The following is a 20,201-nucleotide window of genomic DNA, read 5'->3' on the forward strand; positions in this document are numbered from 1 at the left end:
CATCAGATGTTTTACCGAGAGGCCGGGGACAAATCCAAACCGACTCTATTGTTGTTGCATGGCTACCCCTCTTCTTCTCATTCCTATCGTAATCTGATTCCCATGTTGGCCACCCATTACCACGTAGTGGCTCCGGATAACCTCGGTTCCGGATTTAGTGCTCATCCGAACCCAGATTCCATTACCTACACCTTCGACCTTTTGGCCGATCAGATCAATGGACTATTGGACCAGCTGAACATCCAAAATCTTATCCTCTATATGCAGGATTTTGGAGCACCGGTGGGTTATCGAATGATGATGCAAAACCCTAAGCGGGTTGATGCGCTCATCGTTCAAAATGCCAATGCCTACCTGGATGGGTTAACTCCTAAAAGGCAAACGTTTTTCCGTACCGCACAAACCGATACTTCTCAGGAGAAATATGAATTTCTGTACGGACTAACCAGTGAAGAAGCCGTCATCCATAAGCAATACCGGTTCGATCTGGATTCCAGCAATTACCACATTCAAAGTCCTGATGCTTGGGTGCATGATCTGGCCTTTCTCCATTCCGATAGCGACCGCCGGATTCAAGTACAGTTGTTTCAGGACTACAACACCAATCTGATCCGTTACCCTGAATGGCAAAAAATGCTACGCGAAACACAGCCCAAAACCCTGATTGTGTGGGGCGCCAAGGATCTAAAATTTAATGCCGACGGAGCCAAAGCTTATTTACGCGATTTGCCGAACGCCGAATTACATCTTTTGGATGCTGGGCATTTTGCAGCTGAAGAAAAGACAGTGGAGATTGCTGAGTTGATTTTGAGGTTTTTGGATAAAAGTGAAGATGACTGATAGTTATGATGACAAAGAGAATACTTGGAATGTGCTTTTTTTTGATCCTTGGAAAACTACTGATTGGACAAATTAAGAATGAAATAGATTCTTTAGGACGTAAGCAAGGGACTTGGAATATTTTTTACGGCCTTGATAGTCTTGGATACTATCTCCCCAACGCTGAAATCAACTATAGGAATGATACTTTGCATGGAGATTTCAAGATTTTTGATGGTGAAGATTTAAGGTTAAAGGTTGTTTTCATAAATGGAAAAAAAGAGGGCATTGAGCGTGTTTTTGATTCGCAAAATGCCATTCGAGAAATATTATTCTACTCGAACGGTATTGCCGAGTATCGGATGGTCTTTGATGAAAAGGGAAGAGCTTTCGTAGATTATGAATTAAAGGGTGATTCTTTAGAAGGAGTTTCCATACGCTACGGTAAAAATGGGCAAAAGATTTCCTGGACGGAATATGAAAATAACTTGTTAAATGGATTCGAGTACCATTACAATAAAAAAGGAATACCCGAAACAATTTTCGAATGGCGTAATGATACCCTTAAAAATACGATAAGGAACTAAACAGCACGTGGAAACTCTTTGGTATCTCCCCACACTCGCCGTAGTTTAAAACTACGGCGAAAGTTATCCTCTCTATTTTCAAAATAGATTCGAGCTTTATCTTCTATTGACAAGATCGGATTTAAAAGGATTTGAGGTTACCAACCTCCGCTTCGCTCCGGCTGGTGATCGGTAGAGGGCCTTCACTACAAAAGCGTTCAACCTTTGGTTGGCTCTTTTCAGTTCCTCGTACTCTATGAAGCCTTCGGCTTCTCTCGCACTCAAAACTGAAAAAGCCTCACCTGCTATGCAGATGAGGCTTTTGTAGTGGGCGATGAGAGATTCGAACTCCCGACCCCCTGGGTGTAAACCAGGTGCTCTGAACCAACTGAGCTAATCGCCCGTTTCCCGAATGGGGCTGCAAATATAGTCCTTTTCTTTATTGTTGCAAGAACTTCTAAAAAAAATTACAGCCCGTACTTTTCTTCTTCCTCCGGAGTGAAACTTCGGATATCTCCAAAGATCTTTTCGTCACGTACCAATCGAATGATTTCTTCCGGTGTTGTCGGGAAGAACAACAACTGATCATCATCCAAACATAGTAGGCGACAAGTACCTGGCAAACAGCGAGCATTTCGCGTAGATTTCCGGTACCACAGTTTCTTTTCAGGACTTACTATCCCGGCATAAAAACTTCCGTCCTGCAGGTAGCTAACCAAGTAGCCGTTTTTGTGTTTTTCCAAGTTCACCAAATCCTCCACCTCTGCTTTGTAAGGCTCTCCATCTGGATGATAACCCTGACCAAAGGAAGGATAGCGTACATGCAATTGCTCTTTGCGATCTTCTACAAAATAATCGGCTTGAATGAAATCAACTTCGGCGACATAAATGAGATCTTCATCCGGGAATTGGGTGTAGTTGGACTTGCCTGATACTTCGAAGGAGTAATCTTCACTGCCGGATTCACTTAAAACCACCATGGTTTTCCCTTCTCCTGTTTTCTCCAGGCAGGCCAAACGGTCTTTTCCACCGGCCAGGTATTCCACCGGACCTTTGGTTTCTTCCTCCTCTAATTCACCTCCGGAACCTCGATAAAGATTCCCCGAACCGTCGGTAGCAAAAAGAGTCTCTCCTACCCGATCGATCAATTTTAGATCCTGTTTGGCTCCTTCCAAGGAAGCCGTTTTGCGGCCGGTAAAATCATACTGCTGAATTTCACGGGGCACATTGCTTGACACGAAAAAGAGGGCCTCATCAGAATAGGTAACCGCACTATTTAATGATCGATCTAAGCTGTTGATGGACTCTTGCAGCAGGATCTGACCCGAAGCATCCCACAGGGTCATCAACTTTTGCGGGGTAATGGTCAATATTCGCTGGCCATCGTCCAAAAACCGAGCGAAAAAGAAAGGTCCCTTTCCGGCTTTAATTTCTTGAATAAGTTCTCCTTTATTGTTGAGGATGCGCAGCATATTGCGGTCATCGGTGGCCAATATCAACTCCCCATTTCGAGCTACGTCCAGTTGAATGGGATGAAAATCATTTCTAAACAGGGGCTGTAGACGTAAATCACGCTCGTAGTTGAAGGAAGCCAACTTCACTTGATTCATCCAACGTTCTTCATCATTGGAGCGGGTTTCACCGGCCAGGTATTGACCTCCCAGTAATCCGGCTTCATAGAAGGGAGCATCAATTTTGCGGATAAGCTCTCCTCTGGAGGTGAACAAGCGGGTAACAAACTTTTGCTGCAAGAGAAGATTACCCGAGGTTTGATCTACAAAAGACAACTTGCCCTGCATCCGATTGATCAACCGACCATTGTAGTCGCTGGTGGCGGATTCCTGGCCATCAACGGATTCAAAAATCAAAATCTTCTGCTCCGACAAGCCTTCCCGAAAGAACCAGTTTTGGGGAACCTCTCCCAAGGGCGCATAACTGCCTTTGGAATTGTGAAACAAGTAATACTTGGATCCCACTTGAAACACGGCCCGAGAAAAGTCGGTGAAATTTCGAAAGTTGTAGCGCCCTTTTCCTGCTTCAATGGCTTCGCTCTCCAGATCGGGTAGGTGAATCATGACCAATCGGTTGGAATAAGGCGAAGAGGATTCTGCCAGGCGATTGGAAAATACAACACGATCGTCGGTCACAAAACTGAATGCATCGCCCCGGTTGATCGTTGTGGTGAAAACGGTTTCCAGATCACTGTTTAATATCCGAAGACTATTTCCGGATCGGCCGTTGGCAATTTTATCGGGCTGGAGCTCAATTTTTACAAATTTTCCGGAGGGAGAAAGGCTGGAAAAGCGAGTCAGGTAAAACCCATCGATGCCTACTTTTTGTTCCGATTCGTCAGACAAGTCATATAGGCGAACGGTGTGGGTTTTTAGATCAGACAACAAGAAACGCATTCCGTTGTATGCGAAGTTCATTTCGAAGCGCTGGCCACCTTCTGAGGCGGGTGGGAGTCCCATGGCACCAAAGGAGTTTCCCATAAAATCATGGAAGCTGATTTGATCGGCCTCCACCAGGGCAAAGTACTCACCATTGGGTGAAAGTTCCAGAATTTGGGCTCCAAATTCTGCGGGTTCAAACTCAATGACCTCAACGGCCTCAAAGTTTTCGTCCCAGAGGGTTATTTCGTTGCGGGCTGTGCGGGTCACGAAGTGTTTTCCATCGCCGGCAATGCAGAGGTTACCGCCTGGAATCATCCGGTAAAAGGGTCCGCGATCGTAAGCTTCAAACAGCATTCTGGCCGCCTGCAAACCGGGATCACTTTCGTAGGCTTTTTCGGCCAACAAATAAGCTAAAGTAGGGTCCTGTTTGAGCACAGTTTCAGCATAGGCCGACCATTCTCGAGATTGAGAACGTTTCCCTTGACGGTACAAATAAAACACCACCGCCAGGAGCAGCACTCCTGCAGCTACCCCGATCCATATGCCCTTGGTTTTCTTCATTCCTCGCCCGTTATCCCTGAAGATCTTGAGATTGGAAAGGTGCAAATGTACTCTTTTCGGTTTACCGTTTGCGCCACTGTCCTGATCCCCAACTGATCAACCCCGGTAAAAGGTCGAAATAAAGAGCTAACATGAGGATTAGGGTTACCAGCCATATAACGGAGATATTGTAGTAATAGGTGGGGTAATATTCGCCCATGAACAGTTTTTGAGAAGCATAATAGTGGCTTCTGAAATGGCGTGGGTCTTCGTACAGTTTATTTTCTTTCCGGATGATGTGATCATTGACTTCTACTAATCGCTTTAGATCGTTTTTGTTATTAATGAATTCAGCTAACTGCTGATTTTCGTATTGGTCTCGAAACTTCCGATACCCCTCATCTCCACCATGGCGAGATTTGAGTTTTTCGGTAATGGCATCTTGACGGCTTTCGGATTTTTTGAGCAATCGAACGTAGTATCCTTCCAAAACCTGAATAAAGATTTTCAGAGTATTTAGTTCATCGATGGATACATCTCCTGTATGAAAATGTATCAGGGTTCCTTTGTAATGGGTCCTTTCCTTCTCGGGCAATTTGCTCATCTCATTGTAGATAAGCTTAGCCGACCGTTTCCATATGGCTCCGGTCGTTTCGGTTTTGTTCTGCTCCATTCTGGAAATGGCTGATTCAATGGCAGGAATCCAATAGTTTCTGCGGTAGTTGGCGTAATATAATTTCTTTCTGAGCTTAAAATATTCAGCTTCAAACCGGTTGTTCTTTACCTGATGAACGGCCAAGGCCTCAAAAATCCAACGTGATGCCATCATCTCCCCCACAAAAGGCACATAGTGATGTGATGCCAACATCGGGTTGAGCTTTTCATACTTCACGATAACTCCGCTAAACAGAATCTGCGGAATGATGATAAAGGGAATAAGAATGTAGACGGTAACGGTTTTTCGGAAGGCAGAGGATAGATTTAGTCCCAACACATTGGCAAAGGCCGCCGCTGAGAAAAGCACAATCCAATAGTCGAGGTACATGTCCTGAATACCAAGTAAGAAATTACCAATCCACACGTAAGTCAAAATCTGTATGGCTGACAATCCAAACAGGATTAGCACCTTGGAGAGTAGATACCCTCCCTTACTCAGGTTCAAAAAGGATTCTCTACGCCGAATCTTACGGTCTTTTATGATTTCCTCAGCACTTACCGAAAGTCCTAAAAACAAAGCGACCACCACGGAGATAAACAGGTAGGCCAAAATATTGTCATTCTCCCGGTAGATGTACCCCTGCCCATCCCAACCGAGGGAGGTATGGTAGCGCAAAAAGCCAGCAATGATCAGCGCCAGTACCGGAGCTTCCAACAAATTGATGAACAAGTATTGCCGGTTAGACAACTTGGACAACAAGTCACGAATGGTAAAGATCCGAAACTGCTTAACCCATCCGGGGATAGAAAAATCCATGGACGGTATCTTCTTGGGAATGTTTGGGATTTTGATGTAAGGCTCCAAGTGCTCTTTATAGAGGCGGTTCCAATCCAAAGGACTTTTCCGACGTTCTTCGGTGAAGGATCCAAATTCATCAATAACCCGTGCTTCCAGCACATCAAATATTTGTTCAGGGTTCACCTGCTCAGTTCCATGATATCCATGCCCTGAAGGAACCTGATTACTCTGATTCTTAAAGTAAGCGACTCCATCCAATGGATTGCCCTGATAGACCAAATACCCACCCCGATCAAGAATCAGCAAGCGATCAAACAACTTGAAGATTTCGGAAGAAGGTTGGTGAATGACCACAAATATGAGTTTACCTTTTAAAGACAACTCCTTCAAAAGGTCCATGATGTTTTCTGAATCACGGGAAGACAAACCTGAAGTGGGTTCGTCCACAAACAAGATCGGAGGCTCCCGAATTAACTCAAGGGCTATGTTCAACCGCTTCCGTTGGCCACCACTAATCGTTTTTTCTAAGGGCGAGCCTACTTTCAAATCCTTTACCTCATAAAGCCCAAGAGACTTAAGCAGCACTTTTACCCGCCGAACGATTTCCTCATTACTCTCTTTTCCAAAACTCAAATGAGCATTGTAAAACAGGTTTTGATAAACGGTTAAGTCCTCCATGAGTAAATCATCCTGAGGCACATATCCCACAAAACCTTGAAGATCTTTCGGATTTTCGTACAGGTCCAGGCCATTTACTTCAATGTACCCGGTTGTGGGAGGATAGTTCCCATTTAGCACATTAAGCAATGTAGATTTTCCGGTTCCGCTTCCGCCCATAATTCCAACCACTTCTCCACTGGAAGCAGAAAAACTCAAGGGGTGAAGTCCAATTTGCCCGGGCCTAAAGGAATAACTAATCTCATGGGCTGATAACACCACGGGTGTTTCCAGGTGATCGTGGGTATACCGGGAAAGAATATCACTGTGGTAAATCGGAGTAATTAAAGGACTACGAATGGAGTCACCCTGACGGAAGAAATAAAGTTTGCCTTCACGAATCAGTTGACCATTGTGAAACAACTCTTGCTGGCCAAGCATTCGAAAAGCAATGGTTTTGGAATGCTGTAAACGAACAAAAAGAAGTTCTGCCTGAAGGTGATCGTTTTTATACACCCGTTGGTCGCAGCGTTCTATGGGACCTAATCCTAAGAAGGTCTCACTTTCAATGCAATCTCCCTGATCGAGACCAATGAACTTACAAAGCAACTTAAACTCTCCCTCGTCGATGTGAAAGGAATCCGAAATCGTTTGTAGAAATTCATCGTTTTGCTCCGTCTGAATATTTTGAACATGTAGGTACTCGATCAAGCGAATGAGCACTACAAGTTTTTGAGTTTTGACTAAACTCTCATTAATTTCTTTGGCAATTCGAAGGATTTTAACCGAGTTTCTGGAAGTTCGCTTAATCCGGCCATCTTTCTTGGTCCTTCTAAAATGGTGATGTTGGATGTATTCGTCGTAACGCGCCAGGTACTTCTCTACCCAGGAGGCAGCAAGCTCTTCTTCGAGAAAAGACTTTACAGTCGAGCGACTATTGTCGTTGAGGCCATCTACCTCAGCTACAATAGCAAACAACTGCATCAAAGCATCGAGTAAAGATTCACTCATTCATCAGGCGTTTAGAATCATCCAGTTCCTATCGGTAAAGATGATTTACGAGAAAACGCCCTAAAAGTTTACCTGATATTTATCAGTACCTAATCTTGGCAGCCGTCAAGCTGGTTTTGTACGTCCTGAATGGTAACCGGTTGAATTTGTGTGTCAATCTCTCTGGAGAGGTAATTGATCACGTTGTGGATGTCGATATCGGAGAGCACAGGGATGGGAGTCATGCCCATGTTAAACTCAACTCCATTTACTTGAATCGTATCATGAAGACCGTAGCGGATAATGCATGCCAACTGATCCTGATGAGAAAGTAAATAATCCGAATTCTTTAATGGTGGATAAAGCTCCTGTAGACCATCTCCCTCTATGCCGTGGCAATTGGAACAATGGGTCATGTACATTTCCTTGCCGTATTCCCGGGTACCGTTAAAACAAGAACCTAACATGAGCCCGAGAGATGTAACAACCGCTAAGAGGATTGAAATTCTTTTCATTTCAAAAGACGTTTAATATCGCGTTCAACTTCAGGAATGTCCTCATCCTTGGTGCCATCGTAGTAAGCCCGGATATGACCTTCGGCATCCACCAGAATGAATGCCCCACTGTGCGCATATCCTCCCGGAGCTCTTGAGTCTTCCATAGCGCTTACCATATAGGCCTCAGCCAAATCGAAAATACCATCCTTTTCGCCGGTTACAAAATGCCAGTTTGGATTTTGCACCTGAAGCTTCTCTGAATATTTTTTCAAAGTAGGAACGGAGTCATGAATCGGGTCGATGCTCACGGATAAAAAAGCCACCTGATCGTTTCCCTTAAAGGTCTCGCTCAGGGCCAGCATGTTTTTCGACATAATAGGGCAAATGGAAGGGCAAGACGTGAAAAAGAAATCGGCTACGTAGACTTTTCCTTTTAAATCACTTTGACTGATGGTAGATCCACGATGACCATCCAATTCAAAGTCAGGCAACTTGTAGTAAATGGTGTCAATTGACGGAATGCCATTTTCCATTTTCGTTTCATAGAGGTGTCTCCCAAGGATGGGAAGGGGCTCATCACCGCCAAGATCACAGGCAGCAAAAAATGGGATAAGGGCAAAAAGTAAACTACTCCACTTCATGGTTCAAGGATTTGAGCAATTCAGAAGCTTCACTAATGCTCTTTTTCATTTGCTCGTCTACTTCTTTTATCTTCTTCTCTTCCTGATTCAAATAGGCAATGGCTTTTTCAAAACTCACCGTATCTCTCGGCTCGCGGTAACTTCTCATCCACTGCATCATGGCTTCATCGGCCACTTCCAAAGCTTTCACCTTGTTTTCAATCACCTGCAGCAAGGAATCTCCTGCACTGCTATCCACACGTTGAATCAAGTTCACCTTAAGCTGATGAATCTCTCCCATCCTCATCATCGAACGATCGTGGGCAGCCATCACGGAATCTACGCTTACTTTTTTCGTACGCATTTGATCTTCGGTCCAGCTGGATTCTTCTTGTCCTGTTCCACCTCCGCAAGCAATCATCAGAAATAGAACGGCGGCTACAATGGTGGAATTCAATACTCTCATGTACTCAAATAATTTGCCGGCAAAGTTAAGTCAACAATTGCTCCGGTATACCAATCTTTGTATGCAATGCAACGGCTGTTTTCAAAATTTAAGAGGCGTTATATCATCCTCACAACCGTCACCCTCTTTTTTGCCCTCTTTTGGAGCGAATGGGGCAGCTACTGGTGGATGCAGGGCAAAGGACAGTTAAACGTTTTATGGAATGCCGAACCGATGGAAGAATGGGTACTTAAGCCCCACGTTACTGAGAAGCAGCGAAGCAAGGCCTTGCTCATCGAGAAGATTAAACAATTTGCAATCGACTCGCTGGGGATAAGCCCATCCGAGAGCTATAACAAAGTATTTGACCAGGAAGGCAAACCCATTTTATGGACCCTGACGGCTTGTGATCCTTATGCTCTGGAACCCTATAAATGGACCTATCCGCTTATCGGCGAAGCAGGGTATCGCGGCTATTTCAACAAAGAGCGGGGACAAAAGGACCTTCAAAAAATGAAAGAGGAGGGTTTTGACGTTTCGCTCGATCCCGTTTCAGCCTGGTCGACTCTGGGCTGGTTCGATGATCCTATTCTGAGTAAAATGCTGGACTATAGTGAAGGCGAATTGGCCCGACTGATTATTCACGAAATGACCCATGGAACGGTGTTTATTGAGAGTGACGCCGTATTCAACGAAAACCTGGCAACCTTCATAGGTGATTCCGGAGCTTATCTTTTTTTGATCCATCAATACGGAAACGGCAGCGAACCCCATACCTACTATTCAAATCGCATGCAGGATTTGAGGCTGTATAAAGAGCACATGCACCATTTTGCCCTGGAACTAAAAGACCATTACGAAATACACCAGGATGCAGAACAAGAGCTTAAGCAACACCTAAAGGACTCCATGATAACCCAATTCAAGAAAGACCTTAGCCAATTGTCCTTTCGGCAGCCCGATCGATTCAAACGAATCTGGGCAGATTCCAATGAAATCAACAATACTTACTTTACGGGTTACCTCATGTACAACAACCAGCAAGATTCCATTCGGGACTTGTTCTTAAAGGAATACGGGGGGGATTTTGAGGCTTGGTTACAAGCGTTAAAAGAAGAGAACGACTAATTCTTTTTCTTCTTTTTCTTCTTGCCTTCTTTTTCCTCTTCTTCGCGACCAATTTCTGAAGCAGCCTCACGCATCCTATCGATGTATTCATTGGCCTCATCGATCGAGATTTTACGTTTGCCATTGTACGCCACTACGAAGGCATCGGGAACACCATTGTCGCGAATATTGGCACAAAAGGCACTGGCAATTTCATAGGTTCCATAGGTACCAATGGTAAACACGGTCAGGTCGCCTTGGTAGTTTTCTTTAATGTCATCAAACTTGAGGTAAATCTGCATGATGTCATCCGGAATTTCCGCCTGAAAAGCTCCTACCTGAACGCGAAAATCAACCTCGCCGGAAATCTCCCGCTTGATGGATTGGTTGTTTACCCGGAGAACTTCGTTGCTGTAGTTTTCACCCGAGTTAATGTCCACAATAAAGGCATCCTGATAGCCTACGTCCTTCACATATGCGAGTAACTTCTCGGCTTGCTGGCGAAAAACAAATCGACCAATAACATAACGGAACACCCCATAGTTGTCAATGTAAACCTCTACGTTTTTGAGGTCCTTAAAATCTTTGGAATACCGGGGCTTAATAAAAGCTCCAACCTGAACTCCAAACAAGGAACTTCGAGCCGTGTAATTCACCTCTCTGGTCATCACCTCCGGGCCACCCGACTCCCCTACTCTTCGCAATCGCTCATGGTAAGGAACCACCGGTCCACTAGGAGCGGGAGGAGCCACTTCTACCACTTCAGGGGCTGGAACCGTCGTATCTTCAACAGGCGGATCACCTTCGGTATAAATTCTCAATTTCCCATCCAGGGTATCTGGCAATTCAGGTTGTTCTGGTTGTCCCTCCTCGATTTGAATGGCCAATTTTCCATCCATCACCACAGGCAAGGTGTCACTTGGCTCTACAAGGGAGTCATTCTCATCTTTCCAATTGTGCATTCCGCATTCGCGGTGCCACTTCTGTCCGTCAATCAGGTACCACTCATCTTCGTAGGAGTATATCTTGTAAAAACGGTTCAGGGTTTTGATGGTCTTCTTGCAATCGCCTTTTAAAGAGTAGGCCACAATGAGGTAGTAGTATACGTATTCTGAAACTCCGCGCTCGGTAATGGACGTCTTGTCGTAAAAGCGGGTATACTCCTCTGAAGCCTTTTCCAGAAGGTCGATAGCCCGGGGAATTTTTTGGTAGGATTTCACGTAGCACAAACCCAACAGGTAAGCCACGTTGGCATTGTCCTTATCCCGGCTATAAAGTTCTTCTAACAAAGGAATGGCGTCGGACTCTTTGTGGCTGGCGATAAGTAGCTTGGTTTCCTGAAATAGCTCTGAATAGCTTTTATCCTTAAAGTCGTTGGCCGACAAGGACAAACTGGTTGCAATAAGCACAATCAAAAGGGCAATCCGATGCATAACAAGCTCTTTATACAAACCTAACTGCTCCGGCAATAAATCCTTTTTGCCCATTCGAAACTTCCTAACAATCGGACATTGAAAAGCACTTATGCAGCTTAAATGATCGTTCTCGAATGAAAACTTAACGAAGGAGAATACTGATAACTGGTGGGGGATGTTTTGATGGTTTTGGGGTGGTCTTTCAGGGTGGCTAAAAAAGAAATTGGGGCAAGATCTAATGTGAGACTTGCCCCAATTGAATTATTCTTTTTTGTCTGATTCGCCATCGACCATTTCTTCTACTTCGGCCTCTAACTTTTCAGCTTCCTCTTTTACTTCTTCGCCAACCGCTTTGGCATCGGCTTCCATGTCTTCTAACATCTCTTCAGGGGCCTTCTCCAGGTCTGAACCTATTGTTTTGCTTCCCTCTTCAACGCCTTTACCAATTTCCTCAACTCCTTGCTCAACCTGATTCAGGTTTGAATTTTCATTTTCCTGCTTCTCTCCCGATCCGCCACATGAGGCGAGCACCATGGCCAAAGCCGCTACTAATACCGATGTATATTTCATAATAATCCTGTTTTCGTGGTCCTCAAATATATTATTTGTCGAGGAAGATGATCTTTAAGGCTACGAGTAGCATGAAGAATCCGAATATTTTTTTCAGCATTCCTTCAGCCATTCCCAAAGAAACCTTAGATCCCAAATAACCACCGATAACAAAGGCAGCAGCGATAATGAGGCTGTATTTGATATTAATACTGCCGGCCTGGTAGTAGTTAATCACTGCCAGAATTCCAACGGGTAACAGAATCATTCCGAGGCTCGTGCCTTGAGCACTATGTTGGTTCATGGCCAGAAACCATACCAGGGCAGGCACCACAATCAATCCACCGCCAACACCAAACATACCGCTGAGGATACCGGCCGCCAGACCGATACAAATTAGGATGATTAACTCCTGCATTTTCATTGTTTTTTAGAAATCGAAGCCCATAGAAATATGGGTGATAGGGTCTTGGATAATACCATCATCCACTCCATAAGCCAAATCAAACTTAAGGAAATAACCGAGTAACTTGGTGCGGATACCAGCTCCATAACTTCCGATAATTGGGAAGCGTTTGTTGTCCAATTTAACGGTCACTGGACCATCTACGGTTGTAATGGTATTAAACTCGTTGTCGTCGCTAAATGGGGTTTGACCATTCCAGGCTGTTCCCACATCTCCAAAAGCTACCACCTGGAAGTTGGCCGTAAAATCGGATTTTAATGGACGGCGAGCGAAGTATTTGAAAAGTGGGAATCTTAATTCATTATTGATTACCACAAAAGAGTTTCCATTCCGGGCATTCTGAATAAATCCACGCATCGGACTGGCCAGAGCCTGGAAGGTGTAGTTCTGATCTTGTGCAATTGGAGTTTGGCGATTAAATCTTTCGCGATCCGGACTCAACACGATCCAGTCATCCACAGACCCCAGGTAGTATACAATCTTACGATTTCCAAAGGTGGTACTGGCAGCTACACGTCCTGCGTAAATGAAGTCTCTCGAGATTTTCTGGTAGTGACGGAAATCCAGTCCTACCACATTCAAATCGCTTTGCCAATCATCGGTCAATTGGTAGCGCTCACCAAAAATCTTGAACCGGGTACCGTAGTACAAATTCAATCCTCGCTTACGGGTATTATCAAAGACCAATTCCAGCTTCAATCCCGCCTGGCTCATGATGTCATCCGGCTGCACCAAGCTGGCATCGCTAATGCTGGCATGAACCGTACGGTCGTTACGGTAACTTAATTCCCCGCGTACGGCCATTACTTCAGAGAATGGGTAATTCAAACCATATTCTCCTTTGTAAATAATCACCTTGGTCACCTCTGCGTCGCTCACATACTTAAGACTCTGACGTTTCAGGGTATAGCGCTTGTCCAATCTTCTGGAGCGGTCATGCAGGGACAAGAAGAATTCAATATTGCTGTTGCTAAATCCGTAGCGGAAACCACCTTCCAACTTGTAATTTTGGAACAGATCAAGCATGCCCACTTTCATCAACAGACCCAGCCCTGGATTCGTATAGGGCCCACCATTAAAAGGCTGATAGAGCTGATCTGCAAAATTGAAATCAAGGGTAGATACAATCTTGGTGTAAGAAAAATTGAGGTTGTAGTTCCGCTTTTGTGGCATCGCGAAAAGATCCTCAACAGAACTGTCGGCGGCCTGTTTTCCAGAAACCAGGGTGGTAAATTGACCCGCACCAATCTTTTGGTATTCATCCTTACGCTCTTCGCCGAGGAAGGTGTAATCGTGAATATTGATCAGCGATTCGTCCTGCGTAGAATCCGGCTCAGCCTCTTCTACAATACGAATATCCAACTCGACTTTTTTCTCGGGGACTTCAAAAGGATCTTCGGGGTTTTCAGCATCACTTCGTTCCTTTTCCTTAAACGAGGTTTCTTTCATTCCAAGTGCGCTGGAATTCTGGTTATCTGAAATACCCATGGAATAAATCTGGTAACGATGATCTTTAAAAACCAAGTCAATCGATTTACCGGTTTCAGGATTGATTTGATGCTCCAGAATACTCCTCGAATAATTAGTCAATGGATAGGACTCTGTCACATAGCGGTAATGAATCAGGGTATCGATATGGCTGACCACACTATCGAGTTTGGTCATCCAGCGATTCTTGATTCCATTTTCATCTGAGAGGTAGACATACTCAAGTGGCTTGTAGTAGTACGGAGCACTTTCATCGGCCAAAGGAGTATTGGTTAACCGAGTCAGACTTAGGTCTTTTTTGTTGCGTTTGAGCAGGTAAATATCTTTTTGCTTCATCAAATCATCCAGGTAGCCCCGGTATTTGATAAGCGTGTCAGTTGGACGGTTACTGGCAAATACAATATGATCATTATCGTTGGCATAGGCCGGGTCCAGGTCATCATACATGTCCTTGGTCAACTGCTTTACCGTATTCGCTCTCAGGTTATACTCCCAAAGGTCCGTTTGCCCTTGAAGCATGGCTGACAGAATCATTCGCGAACCATCCGGAGAAAAACTTGCGGACAGCACCTTGTCTACCCGGAAAACCGGTCGCTTGAATTTCTTCTTCTCGTTGACGTCGTACATAAACATATTGGGCTCGGCCTTCTTTTCGGAGAACACCGCCAATACACTTCCATCGTCGCGCCAAGCCAAAAGAGGGTAAGTATAGTCGGGCAAACGGTCCAACTTAATTCCGCCCTTCAACAAGGTTTTGCGTTTCTTCTTTTCAATGTCGTACAAAATGACTTTGTACTTACCCAGTTTATTGGTTGCATAAGCGAGGTAGCGTCCGTCAGGACTTCGTTTCACCTCAAAATATTCTCTTTTCTTGCGGGTCTTGGAATACACCAAATTATCTTCCGTAAAGCTGGCCCCTTCGTCATCCATCTCATACTTGATCTGGTAGAACATCCAGGTATCCTTGGTCAAATCGATGAGGTTGGTACCCAGCACAAACATGAACCCACTCTCAATGCTTCGGCTTACCCGAGCCATATAGAGCACATTCGGGATCACTTCGGGACCATATACCTCCGCGATATAATTCCAGATGGCATGTCCGGCATAGGTCTTGTCCGGCTCATCCAGGTGATTAAAATGCTTGTAGCGATTGGTTAGTACACCATCCTTTACCCGGTTATCAATTTCAACCGACCAGGGATGTGCCACATAAGAAACCAAACCTTGGGTATACCATTCGGGCACCGTGAGCAGCGTGGCATTTTTGATGACTTCCTTCCAGTTGTCACCAAACATCATTCGATTGACGAGCATTTCGGCCAGACCCTTTCTGAGCTGGTAGTAGAACTTGGTATAGTCACCTTCGAAATAGAGGAACACATTAGAACTGGCAATTTCGGTTACACCACCCGTTCCGTTGTAATCGTCATCGTAATCGATGTTGCTCTGCTCAAATTCGTTTTGCTTGTTGTAAATGATGAAGTTGATGTGCAGGTTGGTAGAATAACCCAGCCTTCGTTCCAGGTCTTTGAGAATATTCTGAGCGTTTCGAGCCGTGTATTCGGCAAGCATATCTCCCCCATCATACTGGTAAATGGTAAACCGGGAAAACTTGTAGTAAGTCCAGAACAAATCCTTGTGCTGAACCCGGTTTTTTCCATAGGCATGGCGCATCCCATTGTTGAATTGGGCCATCACCCCAAAGTGGGCAGGAGTAAACCAATGATCAATAAATATGTTTTCCAATAGGACCGCATGCAGCTATTCCCGTAAAGGGCGCTAAAGGTACGCATTAATTGTATTTTTGGCGCCGCGAAAAACCGGGTATCCAGTAAGTGGTACAACGGCATAATTAAGCGATTATGATGCAGATTAAAGGATTTGTTTTTAATCCCTTTTTTGAGAACACCTATGTGGTTTGGGATGAGACTTTGGAATGTGTAATTATTGACCCCGGTTGCCTGGAACGTCATGAAAAGGAAGAACTTAAAGAATTCATTGATTCCAAGGAACTTAAGCCTGTTCGTTTGCTCAATACCCACAGTCACCTGGATCATGTTTTTGGCAATGACTTCGTTCACAAAACCTGGGGCCTAACTCCAGAACTTCACCCAAGCGATGAGCGGGTGTATGTAAGTTATGCCAATACGGCATCCATTTATGGATTTCACCATGCCGATCCTCTTCCAGAACCCTCTTATAACCTGGAAGAAGGGCAAACGATCTCATTTGGTCAGTCGAAATTGGACATTCTATTTCTTCCGGGACACTGCCCTGGTCATGTGGCATTTCTTTCCCAGGAGCAAAAGTTTATGATCTCCGGAGATGTTTTGTTTCAAGGCAGCATCGGACGAACGGATCTTCCTGGCGGAGACATGCAAACTTTGCTGGACTCCATTCAAACCAAAGTACTTCCCTTGGAGGATGACGTGGTAGTATACAGCGGACATGGTCCTGAAACAACAGTTGGACAGGAAAGGAGAACAAATCCTTTTCTCAATTTCCAATAAATCTAAAGAACATATTCCCCTATAACCTGGAAGAATTAGGGTAATTGGACTTTCGGATAAAATCGCGACGATAGGTTTTACTTACCGGGATTTTTGAGCCCTTTATCACGACTTCCGAAGGACTCCTTTCTTCTATCTGATCAAGCCGAACCACGTAGGAACGATGAATGCGCATAAACGCATTGGGATCTGGCAATAGTGTTCGGTATTCCTTTATTCGGGCCCGTATCAAATGAACGTGATCCTCGGTGTGAACTTCGAGGTAATTTCCTGCTGATTGGATATATTTTATCTCTCTCGTTGGGATCTTTACCGTTCGGCCGTGGTTTTTGAAAAATAAGAAGTGCTCTCTGTTCCTTTCATTCCGAAACATGCGCTGTTTTATGGCCAACAAAAAATCTTTGTCTTGGGCCAGAATTCGGTAAGTCAGGTAAACGGGCAGCAGCCCCATGGCCAGCATAATCAATGGAAACCACCATCGGGTGAAAGTGGATTCACTCCAGGTCTCTGTGCCTTGGGGAGGGGTTGTTTGCTCCTGCGGTTTCGGGTAGACCACTTTGGATGTTGAACCCCGGGAAAACTCACCTGAAGTTTCTAAATAAATGTCCTGTTGCCCTGACTCTGCATGGGTAATATTTCCGGACTTCGACCTGCTTAAACTTATCGAAGCTTCATCTTGACGGCCGAAAGCGGGTGTCGTTATTTGAAGTGCTGTTACTAAGCTGAAAAGTATTAATGGGCTGATCCACAAGTTGAACATAGAAATAGAATAAGGCTATGGGTTTGAGGTGTAGTACCTGAACGAATTACCGATTCTTCAGCAGAAAAAATCCTGCACAAAGGAAGATTTTCCTTTACCCCGATTCCCTAATAAGACAAAGACTTTAACGCACAACTATCAGCAATAACAAGGCCGAATCAATTGACGAATCCCTATAAGTAACTTTGACTCTTCTGCTAAAATTCCACGCTGAGCACAACTGAACTAACCCGTAAAGAAGCTTATTCCAGATTCTCCAATCATCCATTTACCAAAGACAGAGGACTGCCCGATTGGGTTAGAAACTATGGCCGTCATTTGGAAGCTGACTCCCGTCGTCATCAATACATTCTTCATAGTTGTTAAGGATAAAATTGACCTACTCTGATATGGCTTTTCGGCTACCGCCTTTGTTTCAGGAGCGCATCCATTTCACCGAATTACAACAGTGTATTGACCAACCCCTTCAGAAGAACAATATTATTTGGTCGGTAAAAAAAATATCTCGCAAACAGGGACATTGTGACGAATGAACCCGAAAATGTGACGAAAAAATGGGCTGGGACGAATGGATTTGAGCACTACTGATTCAAAATTCAAAAAATCAGCTTCGGAATTAACTTAATGGCTCGGTATTATTCACCTCCGGGATCAAATCCATCGGGAACACCAATGGCATCAACAGGGGGACAATTTTTCATTCGGTAAGGCCTTGCCAGAAGAATTCTAACACTTAGAGTCCATGGCCAGTATTGGCTATTGAAGTAAGGCGTCTCCATTCGACCGTTGTTCCAGTTGGCAATATTCAACAGGGGAATCTCCAAACTTGGAATGATAATAGACTTCTTATTGACCTTATAGCCCCACCCTAATTTGTAGTACAAATAAGAATGAAATCGACCATTGGTAGTTTCCGTTAATCCTGGAAGATGATCGCTATAAGTTCGTTTAGAACCAATGGCATATCCGGCCGTTGCCCCCAAGGTATGCTGAAGGAAGGCGTAGTCAGACAGTTTGTTGATCCCTGAAATCTCCACATGAGCATTGATAAAGTGATCCGAAAAACTATTCTCCCCCGTTCCAATGGTTGTATTTTCTCCACTGGCAGTCATTCGATCGGTGTACCTTTCTTTGGCCTGTATCCAGCGGTAATTGACACCGTAGTTCCAATACCGGAAGAAGTACAATTTATTGATTAGGTGGTAGCGACCAAATTCCGCTGCCAATCCGATTCTCGCCTGTTGAGAGAGGTCAGAATGAAACGAAGTGTCGGGAACGCTGGTACCATCAACTGTTTTCTTGCTAAAGGGCGACCAGGTATAGGTAACCCCAGGACCAAAATACCAATGTGACTTTTCGTAAGTAGGTTGCGGAGGAAAGGCATCCTTCTTTTTCCTATGGTAGCCTTGAGACGCTACAGAGAGAGTTAAACCCAATAAAGCTACCAAGAGCCCCAGTCTACGAATAACGCCCATTTTTATTCCCTTTACAACTTAGACAGGATCATCGACTCGACTTCCTGTGACTCCCAAATTTCGTGAATATTTGGCAACTGCATCACCTCATCCATGATTTCTTCCTGCTTCTTACCAATGCTCAGTGCATCGGCATAAGGTGTATGGGTAAATGTTACCATTGAATAGAGAGGCACCCATTTGTCTGGATGATTGGCGTATACTCTTTTTTCAATCTTTTTGCGAAGTAGGAATTCAGGGTCACCTACCAGGTCGCGCATTTCGATGTAGTTTTTCAAGGCGAGATCAGCAATGGCATCTCCGTTCGGTTTGCGGACTTCAGCATACTCCTGGAAGACCTTAGGCCAATCTTCACCATTCTCTTCAACCAATCTCCACCATTCGGAGCAGTCTTCGAACCCGGCGTTCATTCCTTGGCCATAAAATGGAACGATGGCATGAGCGGCATCTCCCATCAATAGGATTTGATCTTTGTAATTCCAGGGAGCACAACGAATAATGCACAAAGAGGATGTTGGATTCTCGTGGTAATCTTCAATCAGAGTGGGCATAACGTCCAAAGCATCCGGGAAAGTCTTTTTGAAAAAGTCAATCACCTTATCGTCTGTGTCCAGGCTTTCAAAAGAAGTTTCCCCTTCAAACGGGAAAAAGAGCGTTACCGTAAAGCTACCATCCAAATTGGCCAAGGCAATCAGCATAAACTGACCTCGTGGCCAAATGTGCAGGGCGTTTTTGTCCAACTTATGGCTACCGTCAGCATTGGCCGGAATCACCAATTCCTTGTAGCCATGCTTCATATACGTTTGCGAATAATCAAAACGATCGGTGCGGTGAAGTCTCTGGCGAACGGCCGAAAAAGCCCCATCCGTTCCATAGATTCGATCAGCCTTGTCGGTTACTTTTTCTCCGGTAGTTGTATTTAGAAAAGTAATTTCATTCGTCTCCAGATTTACGTCTAGGCATTTCATGTCGAAATGAAAATTCACCTGCTCGTATTCCGAAGCTTTCAATAACAATTTGCGGTTTAACTCACCTCTCGAAACGGAGTAAATTGCCTGCCCATCCTTGCCGTAAGGCTGGTAAGAGATCTCACCATCTACCGAATGCATTTTGCGACCATACATCGGAATGGAAATTTCCTCAATGTCCTTAGACACACCGGCAATTTCAAGAGCCTTCCAACCCCGGGTAGAGAGCGCCAGGTTGATCGATTTTCCACCGATAAACTCGACTTCACGAATATCACCACGACGCTCATACACGTCTACCTGATATCCCTTTTTAGCCAACAATACAGCCTGCAAACTACCGACCAGGCCGGCTCCAACCACAATTACTTTTTCCATGTTAGTTATCAAATTTCCTTTTAAAACGATCGCTTCCTCTGGGTCGCTGTTGCGTACCCCGGGAGAACAATCGAACGATGATTATTCCAGCGAGCAATA

The 20,201-nt window shown here is 44.7% G+C and carries 16 protein-coding genes and 1 tRNA gene; 4 read left to right on the forward strand and 13 right to left on the reverse strand.

What is annotated here, in order from left to right:
• The first annotated feature begins 6 nt into the window (after positions 1–6).
• Both KFE98_05535 and KFE98_05540 read left to right on the forward strand, forming a co-directional pair.
• Complete coding sequence (locus KFE98_05535; GenBank protein UTW63611.1) at positions 7–840, forward strand: alpha/beta hydrolase; 834 nt, start codon at positions 7–9, stop codon at positions 838–840.
• A gap of 5 nt (positions 841–845) precedes the next feature.
• A complete protein-coding gene (locus KFE98_05540) occupies positions 846–1,406 on the forward strand; it encodes a hypothetical protein (protein UTW63612.1) in 561 nt (186 codons plus the stop codon).
• Positions 1,407–1,713: 307 nt separating this feature from the next.
• On the opposite strand, the gene KFE98_05545 is transcribed toward KFE98_05540, so the two are convergent.
• From KFE98_05545 to KFE98_05570, 6 genes are all read right to left on the reverse strand, one after another.
• Positions 1,714–1,788, reverse strand: a tRNA-Val gene (locus KFE98_05545).
• Between the two features lie 64 nt (positions 1,789–1,852).
• Complete coding sequence (locus KFE98_05550) at positions 1,853–4,339, reverse strand: WD40 repeat domain-containing protein (GenBank protein UTW63613.1); 2,487 nt, start codon at positions 4,337–4,339, stop codon at positions 1,853–1,855.
• Positions 4,340–4,400: 61 nt separating this feature from the next.
• Positions 4,401–7,442, reverse strand: coding sequence for an ATP-binding cassette domain-containing protein (locus KFE98_05555; protein UTW63614.1), 3,042 nt, complete (start codon positions 7,440–7,442; stop codon positions 4,401–4,403).
• 89 nt (positions 7,443–7,531) lie between these two features.
• Positions 7,532–7,936 carry a cytochrome c gene (locus tag KFE98_05560; GenBank protein UTW63615.1) on the reverse strand — a complete coding sequence of 135 codons (405 nt, stop codon included), beginning with the start codon at positions 7,934–7,936 and terminating at the stop codon, positions 7,532–7,534.
• Positions 7,933–8,559 carry an SCO family protein gene (locus KFE98_05565; protein UTW63616.1) on the reverse strand — a complete coding sequence of 209 codons (627 nt, stop codon included), beginning with the start codon at positions 8,557–8,559 and terminating at the stop codon, positions 7,933–7,935. Before KFE98_05565 ends, KFE98_05560 begins: the two co-directional genes overlap by 4 nt.
• Positions 8,546–9,004, reverse strand: coding sequence for a hypothetical protein (locus tag KFE98_05570; protein UTW63617.1), 459 nt, complete (start codon positions 9,002–9,004; stop codon positions 8,546–8,548). The genes KFE98_05565 and KFE98_05570 overlap by 14 nt, the downstream gene beginning before the upstream one ends.
• 66 nt (positions 9,005–9,070) lie before the next feature.
• Here KFE98_05570 and KFE98_05575 point away from each other — a divergent pair, with 66 nt between their 5' ends.
• On the forward strand, positions 9,071–10,111 hold the full coding sequence (locus KFE98_05575; GenBank protein UTW63618.1) for an aminopeptidase: 1,041 nt from the start codon (positions 9,071–9,073) through the stop codon (positions 10,109–10,111).
• On the opposite strand, the gene KFE98_05580 is transcribed toward KFE98_05575, so the two are convergent.
• From KFE98_05580 to KFE98_05595, 4 genes are all read right to left on the reverse strand, one after another.
• Positions 10,108–11,523 carry a tetratricopeptide repeat protein gene (locus tag KFE98_05580; GenBank protein UTW63619.1) on the reverse strand — a complete coding sequence of 472 codons (1,416 nt, stop codon included), beginning with the start codon at positions 11,521–11,523 and terminating at the stop codon, positions 10,108–10,110. The two genes, KFE98_05575 and KFE98_05580, sit on opposite strands and share 4 nt — an antisense overlap.
• A 243-nt stretch (positions 11,524–11,766) precedes the next feature.
• Complete coding sequence (locus tag KFE98_05585) at positions 11,767–12,075, reverse strand: hypothetical protein (GenBank protein UTW63620.1); 309 nt, start codon at positions 12,073–12,075, stop codon at positions 11,767–11,769.
• A 31-nt stretch (positions 12,076–12,106) separates the two neighbouring features.
• On the reverse strand, positions 12,107–12,472 hold the full coding sequence (locus KFE98_05590; GenBank protein UTW63621.1) for a sulfite exporter TauE/SafE family protein: 366 nt from the start codon (positions 12,470–12,472) through the stop codon (positions 12,107–12,109).
• A 12-nt stretch (positions 12,473–12,484) separates the two neighbouring features.
• The gene (locus tag KFE98_05595) at positions 12,485–15,757 is read right to left on the reverse strand and encodes a hypothetical protein (protein ID UTW63622.1); all 3,273 of its coding nucleotides are present in this window, start codon (positions 15,755–15,757) and stop codon (positions 12,485–12,487) included.
• A gap of 116 nt (positions 15,758–15,873) precedes the next feature.
• On the opposite strand from KFE98_05595, the gene KFE98_05600 reads away from it, so the two are divergent.
• Positions 15,874–16,521: an MBL fold metallo-hydrolase gene (locus tag KFE98_05600; GenBank protein ID UTW63623.1), complete on the forward strand. Its 648-nt coding sequence runs from the start codon at positions 15,874–15,876 to the stop codon at positions 16,519–16,521.
• A gap of 19 nt (positions 16,522–16,540) precedes the next feature.
• Here KFE98_05600 and KFE98_05605 read toward each other — a convergent pair whose 3' ends face one another.
• The 3 genes from KFE98_05605 to KFE98_05615 all read right to left on the reverse strand — a co-directional run bounded on the left by KFE98_05605 (position 16,541) and on the right by KFE98_05615 (position 20,102).
• Complete coding sequence (locus tag KFE98_05605) at positions 16,541–17,281, reverse strand: LytTR family transcriptional regulator (protein UTW63624.1); 741 nt, start codon at positions 17,279–17,281, stop codon at positions 16,541–16,543.
• A gap of 635 nt (positions 17,282–17,916) precedes the next feature.
• Positions 17,917–18,756 (reverse strand): hypothetical protein, encoded by an 840-nt coding sequence (locus KFE98_05610; GenBank protein UTW63625.1) that lies wholly within the window; start codon positions 18,754–18,756, stop codon positions 17,917–17,919.
• Positions 18,757–18,767: 11 nt separating this feature from the next.
• A complete protein-coding gene (locus tag KFE98_05615) occupies positions 18,768–20,102 on the reverse strand; it encodes an FAD-dependent monooxygenase (GenBank protein UTW63626.1) in 1,335 nt (444 codons plus the stop codon).
• Positions 20,103–20,201: the final 99 nt, after the last annotated feature.

It is taken from the genome of bacterium SCSIO 12741 (assembly GCA_024398055.1).
Lineage (GTDB): Bacteria > Bacteroidota > Bacteroidia > Flavobacteriales_G > Salibacteraceae > SCSIO-12741.